This window comes from Glycomyces tarimensis, assembly GCF_054776215.1.
Genome location: NZ_BAAHCB010000015.1, coordinates 139,284 through 149,508, shown reverse-complemented (window position 1 = coordinate 149,508; position 10,225 = coordinate 139,284). Strand labels below are relative to the sequence as shown.

Genomic DNA, 10,225 nt, shown 5'->3' with positions numbered 1-10,225 from the left:
TTCGCCGCGCCCGGTGCGATCGCGCAGCTCGTGGCCGCATCGGTTCCGTTTCGGACGAGGCGGAGCTTTTCCACTGCGCGAGCGCTTTCGCTACATCAAACGCTTGCCGGTGGAAAACCGCTGAAAACGAGGCGAAAGCCTTGACAGTCCATTCATACATTGGAGACTATCGATGTATCTGGGAGCGCTTTCCTTGTCGAATTGGCCCTCACCCGATTTCGCACGAGCCAAGACACCCGAACGGAACCCCTTCGAGCGCCGCTGGCGCGGCCGGGGCCACGCAGACAAGGACATCGAACTATGCAAGTACCACAAAGACGTAGGAGACTGGCGGTCACCGCCGTGGCCGTCGCCGCTCTCGGCGCCGGCGCCCTGACGATCACCTCGGCGAACCAGGCCTTCGCCGAGGAGGGCTGCGAAGTCGACTACAACGTCACCAACGACTGGGGCTCCGGCTTCCAAGCCAGCATCACCATTTCCGCGGACGAGCCCATCGACGGTTGGCAGATCGAGTGGACCTTCCCCTCCGGCACCTCTGTCAGCAGCGCATGGAACGTCACCTGGAGCCAGAGCGGATCGAGCTTCAGCGGCACCGACGTCGGCTGGAACGGCTCGATCGGCTCCGGTCAGAGCCGCGAGGTCTTCGGCTTCGTCGGCAGCGGCAGCAGCGCCGCCCCGAGCCAGTTCTCTATCAACGGCGACGTCTGCAACGGCCAGACCGACCCGGACCCGGACCCCACCGATCCCGATCCGACGGATCCTGACCCGGACCCGACGAATCCCGCGTGGGGCCAGGGACTGCCGCCGGCCGGCGCCGAGCTCAGCAGAGCGTACGAACTGATCCAGGAATCGAACCCGAAGGGGTACGAGCCGCGGTCCGGCGAATGCTCCAACGAGATTCACGCCCGGTACTGGACCTACGGCCCTGACGGCAAGGTCTACCCCACCTGGCACCCCACGCAGCATTCCAGCGGCTGCTCGTTCGGGCACGAGCACGGCGACGACCCCCGCAATTCGCCGCTCTTCGGCGAGAGCGGCTTCCCCCCGTTCGGCTACGTCAGCGAGGTGCAGGCGGACAGCCTGCCCGAGGGGAGCCAGCGGCATGAGGACCACGTCGGGCACAAGGTGCTCGCCGAGAGCGTCGACGTGATCGAGGGCGACGACGGCAGTGCCTTCTTCCCGCCTCAGGGCAATGTCCTCGCCAACTGCGACATTCTGCTGAAGATCCACCAGGGCACGCACTCCCCCGACGCGTTCAAGAACAACGTCCACGAGCTGATCAGCAACATCGAGTGCAACGCGAACGGTCAGACCGTCCAGGCGAAGACCGCCATGATGATGCCGTTCGGCGAGGCCGGCGGCTTCAGCCCCTCCGAATGCCCGGGCTTCGGAGGCCAGCGCATCGAAGTCGGGACGCCGGTTCCGGCCGATTCGCCCTCGGAGTACCAGTCACTGGGCCGGCTGATCGCCGAGTCGGGCTGCATCGACGCGATCCGTCGGGGCGACACCCACTTCGATCCGCTGTATCCCGAGCCGCAGCCGTTCAACGTGTCCGACATGGACGACTTCTGGTTCGGCAACTCTCAGGTGAACGGCGCCGGAGTGAACTTCAGCATCTCGCCGCTGTTCTACGTGGTCGACTCGCAGCGCTACTACGACCCGTCCCTGCCGAACAACATGGGCCGGGTTCTGGACCTGTGCTATGAGCCGGACCTCCTGGGCGGCCCCAACTGCGACGAGGCCCTCCAGGCCGGAGGCGGCCAGCGGCTCGCCTGGGACGACCCCCGCTCGCCGTTCAAGGGCACCTTGCGGGAGTACCGGCCCGGCGGCTTCACGGTGCAGGCTCCCGGGGGGACCACGGTCTACACCAACGCGTACGGAGGCGACGTCTCCACTACGCCGTTCGAAGGCTCCATCGAGCAGTACTTCTCCGGCAGCACGTCCGGAGGTTCGTGGTACCTGCGGGGCGCCACCCGCGACTGGGACGACGGCACCGTCCACTCGCCCAACTGAACCGACGACTGCCGTAGGCGAGGGGCCCGCTGTGGCTTAGCCGCGGGCCCCTCGCCGTGCCGGCGCCGTGCGGATCAGTCAGCCGAGGTCGAAGGCGCGTCGAAGCGCCGGGCCTGGTGGACCAGGTACCGGGAGTACGATCGCAGCAGCTCGCGGTAGCGGTCGGTGTCGGGGGCCTCACCGGGGCGCGTCAAGGCCAATTGGGAAATGTAGGACACGAGGACGTCTCCGGGGTAGCTGAAGCCATCGGTGATGCTGTCACTCATCCAGGTGAGCCAGGGCTTGAGCGTGCGGCGAACGGCCTTGGTGACGTGCTCGGCATGGTCCTGCTGGGCCGTGGGCCCCTGGAAAGCGGGCCAGCGATCGACTTCCTGTTCGATCGTATCGGCGACCGCCAGTGTGAGCCCCTGTTTGAACTTGGAGTCGACGACCCAGTCCGGCAGCGGATACCGGGCCTGCAACGTCCCTTCCAGATGCGATTTCCCGGTCATACCCCATCACGCGCTCTTCCGTTTGCGGGCCGTCGTCTTCTTCGCCGCCTTCTTACGCGTCGTCGCCTTCTTGGCCGTCTTCTTCGCCGCTTTCTTGGGCGTGGCCGCCTTCTTCGCCGCCTTCTTCGCCGGCCTCCGCTTGCCTTCCTTCGCCTCGACGCTCTGCTTCAGCGCATCCATCAGATTGATGACCTCCGCCTTCGGCTCCTCCTTCGACGACTTGGCCACCTCCGTGCGCCCGTCCCTCTTGGCTTCGATGAGGTCCCGCAGGGCCTCCTGGTAGGCGTCGCTGTACTCCTCGGGTTGGAAATCACCGGTCATGGTGTCGATGAGCGTGCCCGCCATCTGCAACTCCTGCCGGCCGGCCTCGCCGCCCAGACCGCTGATCCCGGGTTCGCGGATCTCGTCGGGCCACAGCATCGTGTGCAGCACCAGCGCCTCGTCGCGGGGCCGGAGGGCGGCGAGGCTCTCCCGGCGCCGCAAGGTGACCTTCACGATCGCGATCTTGCCGGAGCTGAGCAGCGCCTCGCGCAGCAGCAGATACGGCTTGGCGGCGGCCTTGCCGGGCTCGGCGTAATACGACTTCTCGTAATGGACAGGGTCGATCTGCTCATTGTCCACGAATTGGATCACCTCGATCGTCTTCGACGAGCCGCCCGGCAGGTCCGCGAAGTCGTCCTCATCGAGCAGGACCACTTCCCCGTCCTCGGTCTCCACGCCCTTGACGATCTCCTCGGGTTCGACGACCTCATCGTCGAGTTCGCAGATCTTTCGGTAGCGGATCCGCCCCGAGTCAGCAGCGTGGTACTGGTGCAGCGAGAGGTCGTGACTGCCCGTCGCGGCGCGCAGGCTGACCGGGATGCTCACCAGTCCGAACGCGATTACACCGCTCCAGATCGCCGGCATGCCGACAGCATGACACGAACGGTCACCGATCATGTGCATTACGTAGTCATTGCTCGTTCGGCGACCGCGAGCCTCGGCGAAGGACTCGTCTTTGGCCTGGTCACATGGCCCGCGTAGGCGTGCGCCGCGCAGGCGAGGCGGTTTGTCTCCGCCGCCGGCCGGGTATCTCACGCCCATGGCACGGGGGGACAAGCTGAATGCATACCGGGCGAAACGGGACCTGTCGAAGTCCGGTGAGCCTTCGGGCGGACGCAGGCGGGGCGAGGGCGATCGGTTCGTCATCCAACGCCATGAGGCGTCAAGACTGCACTTCGACTTCAGACTGCAGGTCGATGACGTGCTCGTGTCCTGGGCCGTGCCGAAGGGGCCGTCGCTCCACCCCGCGGACAAGCGTCTCGCCGTCCGAACCGAGGACCATCCGCTGGACTACGCCGAGTTCGAGGGCCGGATCCCGAAGGACGAGTACGGCGGCGGCACCGTGATCGTCTGGGACACCGGCACGTACCGCAACCTCACCGAGAAACGCCGCAAAGCGGTGCCGATGGCCGACGCCGTTGAGCACGGACACGTCGTGGTGTGGCTGGAGGGCGAAAAGCTCACCGGCGGCTTCGCGCTGACGAGCATGGGCGAGGGCAAGGACTGGCTGCTGGTCAAGATGGACGACGAAGGCGCCGATCGCCGCCGCAAGCCCGCCAAGACGCAGCTCGAATCGGTGCTGACCGGCCGCACCAACCGGGACTTGGCGGCGGAATGAACGGCTTTCGGCAGCCCATGCTCGCAACGCTCACCGAGCGGCCCTTCTCGAACGCGGACTGGCTGTTCGAGCGGAAGCTCGACGGCATGCGCGCGCTGTCCGCACGGGATCAAGGAAGGCCGCGGCTGTGGTCGCGCAACGAGCGCCGCATCGACGAGAGCTTCCCCGAGCTCATCGACGCGCTCTGCGATCTCGGCGGCCCACGGTTCGTGGCCGACGGCGAGATCGTCGCGTTCGACGGCAAGGTGACGAGCTTCGCCCGACTCCAGGCGCGCATCCACCTCACGGGTGCCGTACGCATCGCCGCGACCGGCGTCGACGTCTTCTACTACGTGTTCGACCTGTTGTCCTACGACGGGAACGACCTGACCCGCCTGCCGCTGCGGGACCGCAAGCGGCTCCTGCGGGACGCGTTCGACTTCCAGGCCCCGCTGCGGTACTCCGCCCACCGCAACACCGACGGCGAGACGTTCTTCGAGGACGCCTGCGAGCGCGGCTGGGAGGGTTTGATCGCCAAGCGTGCCGCCTCGCGCTACCGCAGCGGCCGATCGAAGGACTGGCTCAAGTTCAAGTGCGTGCGCGACCAGGAGTTCGTGGTCGGCGGCTTCACCGAGCCGCAGGGTTCTCGGGTCGGCTTCGGGGCGCTGCTCGTCGGCTACCACGAAGGCCCCGGCAGGCTGCGGTACGCGGGCAAGGTCGGCACCGGATACAACGAACGCACCCTGCGGGCGCTGCGCGAACGGATGGACGGCCTGGCCCAGGGTGAGAGCTCGTTCGTCGACCCCGTCCGCGAGCGCGGCGCGCACTGGATCCGCCCCGAACTGGTGGTGCAGGTGGCATTCAGCGAATGGACCGCCGACGGCATGCTGCGCCACCCTCGATACCAAGGAGAGCGTCCGGACAAGCCGGCCGCAGACGTGGTGAGGGAGACGATCTGACATGGCGCCACCGACGATCCACGTCGCCGAACGCGACATCAAGGTGACCAAACTCGACAAAGAGCTGTTCCCCGAGGACCACTTCAGCAAGGGCGACATGCTCGTCCATTACGGCGCCGTCGCCGAGGCGATGGTCCCGCATCTCGCCGGGCGCCCGTTGACCATGCGCCGCTTCCCGGACGGCATCGGAGCCGGCGGGTTCTTCCAGAAGGACGCGTCCGACTACTTCCCCGACTGGATCAACACCGTCGCGGTGCCGCACCGGCACGCCGAAGGCACGGTCCGCTATGTCGTGTGCGACGACGCCGCCACGCTGGTGTACCTGGCGAACCAGGGCACCATCGAGTTCCACATCTGGACCTCGACCGTGGACGATCTCGGCCGTCCCGACCGCTTGGTGGTCGACCTGGACCCACCATCGGGGGTGTCGGTGGCCGCGCTCCGCTCGGTCGCGAGACGGGCGCGAGACCTCTTCACCGAGGTCGGACTGACACCGTTTCTGCAGGCCACGGGCGGGCGCGGCTACCACGTGGTCGCGCCGCTCGACCGCTCCGCCGACTTCGCGTTCGTGCGCAGGCTGGCGGGCGACATCGCCGACCGCCTCGCCGCCGACGATCCCGAGCTGCTCACGACCGCGCAGCGAAAGCATCGCCGCGGCGACCGGCTCTTCCTCGACGTCAACCGCAACGGCCACGGGCAGACGTTCGTCGCGCCGTACTCGCTGCGCGCCCGGCCCGGCGCCTCGGTGGCGACCCCGCTGGACTGGGGCGAACTGGGCCGCTCCACGCCGAACGGCTTCACGGCGGCGTCGATCAGCAGGCGCCTCGCGCAGAAGAGCGACCCGTGGGCGGCGATGGACGAACACGCCGCCGCCCCGGCCACCGCACGAGAGCGTTTGGACGCCATGGGCGGCTCGTGAGAAGTGGAGCCGCCGGCGACGGACGCGCTCAGCTCGCCCGCAGCGACTGTTCCAGGAACGCCGTCCGGTCACGCTTCGAGCGGCCGGGTCTGCGTGATGGTCCGGAAGAAGACCAGGAAGTCCACCGACTGGCGCAGCGACGAAAGGGCGACGCCGTGCTTGTCGTCCTCCTTGGGGTCGTAGACGCCGGCGATGATCCGAAGCCTGGTCGCCGTGTTCGGCCAGTCGTCGTCGCCGCTTTCTCTCAGGCGCAGCAAGGCGTCGCCGGTTCCGCTGTCGAGCAGGGTTTTCTCCACGTATCCTTCCCCTGGTTCGGGAATCGCCATGCCGTCGCGGATGGTCCCGCGACCGAACGCCAGGAGCACCGACACGTACGCGTCTCCGAACCGCTCCCGCAGCAGGTGCCCCGCAGTGGCGAAGCGGCTGCCGGGGTGCACCGCCACCTCCATGTCGGACACGGACCCGGTCAGTGCGAAACCGTCGAAATAGACGATCTTCTCCCCGGTTTCCTCATGGGCGGCGATGATCCTGTCGGCGATGCCCCTGGACATCTCGCCGAGGTCCGGTTTCGCTGCGATGGCGTTGCCGTGGAAGCCGAGGATCTGCTCGGCCAGGGCGACGGTCGCCGGTTTCCACTCTCCGTCGGGCAGGCCCCGCACCAGGTCGAGGGCCTCACTGGCCAGCTCGGCGAACGGGCGGCCGGGGTGGATGCCCTCATGGATCTGAATGTGCTCATTGACCTCGTGTGCCGTGCGAATGACGTCGTAGCGTTCGCGGATGCTCGCCGCCGTTCCCGGGTCGGCCTGTTCGGTATGGGCGAGGACTCGGTCGTAGTCTTGCGGCTCCGCTTGCCTCGGGCCGTTGCCGACGATGCGGACGGGCCCTTCGGCGTGCTGCTCGTTGAACGCTCGGAGCCACTGGAGCAGGTCCGCCGTGGACTCAGTCCGGTTCGGCAGCCAACCGGACAGCACCACCTCGCGCAGATCGGAGCGGCGCCCGAGCACATAGTCGTCCATGCGCTCGGCGACATTGGCGCTGTCGGGGATCATGATGATCCGGTAGTCGGCATCCTCCACCAGCGCCTTGGTGATACCGATGCGGTACCGGTCGATCTCGGCCGACTCGCGGGTGTTCTCACCGACGGCCACGACGGTGGCCGCTTTCGCCTCCGTGACGATGGGCTGCCGGTCCGCCAGGGGCCGCGCGTGCTCCCGGATCCATTCCTGTGTCGCGTTCATGGTCGCCTCCGATGCGTGGTGGTGGTGTTTCCATGGGCCAAGTTACGGATCGTTTGACTGGGGAGGCATCTGTCGCATGACTGGAACGGCCGATGGGCGCCGGTTGCGGCCCCGCGGCTCCGGTGCTCCCAGCCGCCGTGACGCTCGCGATCGCGGTTGCGCGCCCCGCGATGCACGGGTGCTCGATGCGGTTGTACTCTCGCTTTTGTCGGGCCAGAGGGCTACTCTGATGCTCGCTGCGTGCGACGCGCCGGCGGCGCGGTGTTGTGGACGGCCGGTCGCGAACGGGGCACCGGCGATCCGTGAGGCCATTGTTTTGCATCCGTGAACGGTGGACCCCGATTTCCGTCCATGATCCGACATCACTCTTAGTGATGAATGCGACACTCGCGCTGCGGAACCGACTTTAGACTTGGGCCATGATCCCCGCCAACGGTCCCCCGGAACCGCCCGAACCGGTCACTGAGCCGGCCGATCCCACCACCTCCGCCGGCTCCGCCGGTCGGATCCCCGCCGACACACCGGCGCCCTCCACCGCCGCGGCCCCCCGTGGCGCCACCTCGACTGGGGAGGTCTAGACGTGGAACTCAGTTTCGACGGCGACTTCGTCCGACAATCCGTCGCGATCGTGCTCAGCGCGAACCAGCTCATCGCCTACTGGCTCGCGGGAAACAAGAACAATCTCGGCTGGCTGCTCGGCGTTCTCGGCGGCGTGCCCTGGATCGCGTTCATCATCGTCTGGGACGTGTGGGGCCTGGCCCCGCTCGTCATCGGACTCCAGGTCATATACATCCGCAACCTGATGCGCTGGTGGCGAGAGAGCCGTGGCGCCGAACAGGCGGCCGATCCACCTGCGGTCGCTCCCGTGAAGGTCGGCGCTCCGACCACCTCCTGACATGGTTCAGGAAACCGCTGCGTGCGCACACGATCTCGCGCCGCGCAGCCGTGAGGAACCGAGTCCCGTCGCCCCTGCCGGGGCTCGGTTCACCGGCGCCGAATGATCAACAATGTGGACAGACCGGGCACCTCCAGCCCACTCCCCCGCCACACCTCGGACCGCGGCGGCCGCCGGGGAACGCGCCTATGGTCTGTCCTGGGCGTCAGGGCGCATGGCCTCGGCTAGCTGTATCGCCCTAAGGAATCACCGCGGACGCGACCGGATTCGTACGCCCACATCGCGGCCTCGACGCGGTTGCGCAGTCCGAGCTTCGCGAGGATGCCGGCGATGTGGGTCTTGACGGTGCCGAGCGAAAGGTAGAGCCGTTCGCCTATCTCGACGTTGGTCAGGCCGGTGGCGAGCAGCGCGAGCACGTCTTCCTCGCGGTCGGTGAGCGGTGTGGTCGGCTGCCGCACATTCCGGGTCGAGCGCGAGAACTCCCCGAGCAGCCGCACCGTGATCTGCGGCGAGATGAGGGCGTCGCCGTTCGCGGCGGCGCGGACGGCCTCGCCGATCAACTGGGGCCCCGCGTCCTTGAGCAGGAATCCCTTCGCGCCGGCGCGCAGCGCACCGTGGACGTATTCGTCGAGGTCGAACGTCGTGATGACGACGACCGCGATCGGGTCGGCGATGCGTGCGTCGGCGAGCAGCGCGGTGACCTCGATGCCGTCGAGTCCTGGCATCCGGATGTCCAGCAGAGCGACGTCGGGACGCAACTGCTGCGCGAGTCGGACCGCGGCGACGCCGTCAGCGGCCTCACCGACGACCTCGATGCCCGGCTGGGATTCGAGGAGCATGCGCAGGCCCGTGCGGACGGGCTCCTGGTCGTCGGCGACGAGCACACGGATCATGCGGTGCCTTTCATTGCGAACTCACGGCTCGCGAGCTTCGCCGAGGACGGGGAGCGAGGCGCGCAGGGTCCATCCGCCTGCCGGGTCCGGTCCGGCGGCGAGGTCGCCGCCAAGGAGCGACGCGCGCTCGGACATCCCCTGGAGCCCGTGCCCGTCGCCCGATGGAGGACGGGCGGGCGTGCCGTCGTCGCGGACGACGATGCGCACGGTGTCCGACTCCACCGTCACCGACACGTCGATCCGGGTCGCCCCGCCGGCGTGGCGCCGCGCGTTCGTGATGCCTTCCTGAGCGATCCGGAACAGGGTGGACGCGACGACGCCCGGCAGCTCGGCGGGCACGTCGATGCGCACGGTCACCGGAGGCGGGCCGGGATCGGCCAGGCGCGCGAGTTCATCGATCCCCGCGGAGGGCGCGTACTCGGCGGGCGTGCGGAGCGTGCGCACGAGCGAGCGCATGTCCCCGAGCACCGCTTGGGCCTCGCGCTCGATGACGCCGAGCGATTCCACCACACGCGAGACGTCGTGCGGGCGTTCGCCCGCCGCCTGAGCGCGGATCACGATGGCGGAGACGTGGTGCGCCACGGTGTCGTGCAGGTCGCGGGCGAGGGCTTCGCGCTCGCGCGCCCGAACGGCGTCGAGCCGGCGCGCACGCGATTCCAGGCGCTCGCGGCGCAGCGCCCCGCTCAGGCAGATGCCGCCCACGAAGGCGATTCCGGCGACGGTGTCCGCGATCGGATCCCGACCGAGCGCGATCGAGAACGCGATACCCGCCGCGAGGATCGCGGCGCCCACGATCCGGTCGCGTCCCGATCCCCAGCGGAACAGGGCGTAGGGAAGCGCGATCAGCGCGACCATCGTGAACAGCGAGTCGGAGGCGATCCCCGCGATCGCTTGGGCGAGCGAGAACGCCGCGGTGAGGACCGTCACGACCGCGACGGCGATCAGTGGATGCGAACGGCGCCACATGAGCCCCGGCAGCGACGCGAGGGTGAGGAGCGTCGTCGCGAGCGGCCAGTCGAGGTCGGGTCGCATCGCGCCCTCGAAGACTGCCACCGCGGACAACGCGAGCACCAGGGCGACGTCCCGCGGCCTCGGGCCGTCGGCGCCGCCGGCGCGGGGACGTGACCACGCGGCGCCGATCAAGCTTCGCACAGCTGGCATCCTAGTCACACCGTGAT

Annotated in this window: 10 protein-coding genes; 5 read left to right on the top strand and 5 right to left on the bottom strand. The window is 68.3% G+C overall.

Features of this window, described 5'->3' with window-relative positions; genetic code table 11:
• The first annotated feature begins 300 nt into the window (after positions 1-300).
• Entirely contained in the window at positions 301-2,013 is a 1,713-nt protein-coding gene (locus ACYVK3_RS12875) for a cellulose-binding domain-containing protein (protein WP_460497725.1), read from the top strand.
• Positions 2,014-2,087: 74 nt separating this feature from the next.
• Here ACYVK3_RS12875 and ACYVK3_RS12870 read toward each other — a convergent pair whose 3' ends face one another.
• Positions 2,088-2,504 carry a hypothetical protein gene (locus tag ACYVK3_RS12870; RefSeq protein WP_460497724.1) on the bottom strand — a complete coding sequence of 139 codons (417 nt, stop codon included), beginning with the start codon at positions 2,502-2,504 and terminating at the stop codon, positions 2,088-2,090.
• 6 nt (positions 2,505-2,510) lie between these two features.
• Entirely contained in the window at positions 2,511-3,692 is a 1,182-nt protein-coding gene (gene ku / locus ACYVK3_RS12865; protein ID WP_460497723.1) for a non-homologous end joining protein Ku, read from the bottom strand.
• Between ku and ACYVK3_RS12860 the strand changes: the two genes are divergently transcribed.
• The 3 genes from ACYVK3_RS12860 to ligD (ACYVK3_RS12850) are packed head-to-tail and all read left to right on the top strand — an operon-like array spanning position 3,586 to position 6,021.
• Complete coding sequence (locus ACYVK3_RS12860) at positions 3,586-4,164, top strand: DNA polymerase ligase N-terminal domain-containing protein (protein WP_460497722.1); 579 nt, start codon at positions 3,586-3,588, stop codon at positions 4,162-4,164. The genes ku and ACYVK3_RS12860 overlap by 107 nt on opposite strands.
• Entirely contained in the window at positions 4,161-5,102 is a 942-nt protein-coding gene (gene ligD / locus ACYVK3_RS12855) for a non-homologous end-joining DNA ligase (protein ID WP_460497721.1), read from the top strand. The genes ACYVK3_RS12860 and ligD (ACYVK3_RS12855) overlap by 4 nt, the downstream gene beginning before the upstream one ends.
• Before the next feature lies 1 nt (position 5,103).
• Positions 5,104-6,021: a DNA polymerase domain-containing protein gene (ligD, locus tag ACYVK3_RS12850; protein WP_460497720.1), complete on the top strand. Its 918-nt coding sequence runs from the start codon at positions 5,104-5,106 to the stop codon at positions 6,019-6,021.
• A gap of 68 nt (positions 6,022-6,089) precedes the next feature.
• On the opposite strand, the gene ACYVK3_RS12845 is transcribed toward ligD (ACYVK3_RS12850), so the two are convergent.
• On the bottom strand, positions 6,090-7,259 hold the full coding sequence (locus tag ACYVK3_RS12845) for an erythromycin esterase family protein (protein ID WP_460497719.1): 1,170 nt from the start codon (positions 7,257-7,259) through the stop codon (positions 6,090-6,092).
• Between the two features lie 580 nt (positions 7,260-7,839).
• Between ACYVK3_RS12845 and ACYVK3_RS12840 the strand changes: the two genes are divergently transcribed.
• The gene (locus tag ACYVK3_RS12840; protein ID WP_460497718.1) at positions 7,840-8,154 is read left to right on the top strand and encodes a hypothetical protein; all 315 of its coding nucleotides are present in this window, start codon (positions 7,840-7,842) and stop codon (positions 8,152-8,154) included.
• A 224-nt stretch (positions 8,155-8,378) separates the two neighbouring features.
• Here ACYVK3_RS12840 and ACYVK3_RS12835 read toward each other — a convergent pair whose 3' ends face one another.
• Positions 8,379-9,047, bottom strand: a complete 669-nt coding sequence (locus ACYVK3_RS12835; RefSeq protein WP_460497717.1) for a transcriptional regulator — start codon at positions 9,045-9,047, stop codon at positions 8,379-8,381.
• A gap of 21 nt (positions 9,048-9,068) precedes the next feature.
• Positions 9,069-10,199, bottom strand: a complete 1,131-nt coding sequence (locus ACYVK3_RS12830) for a sensor histidine kinase (RefSeq protein WP_460497716.1) — start codon at positions 10,197-10,199, stop codon at positions 9,069-9,071.
• Positions 10,200-10,225 lie beyond the last annotated feature (26 nt).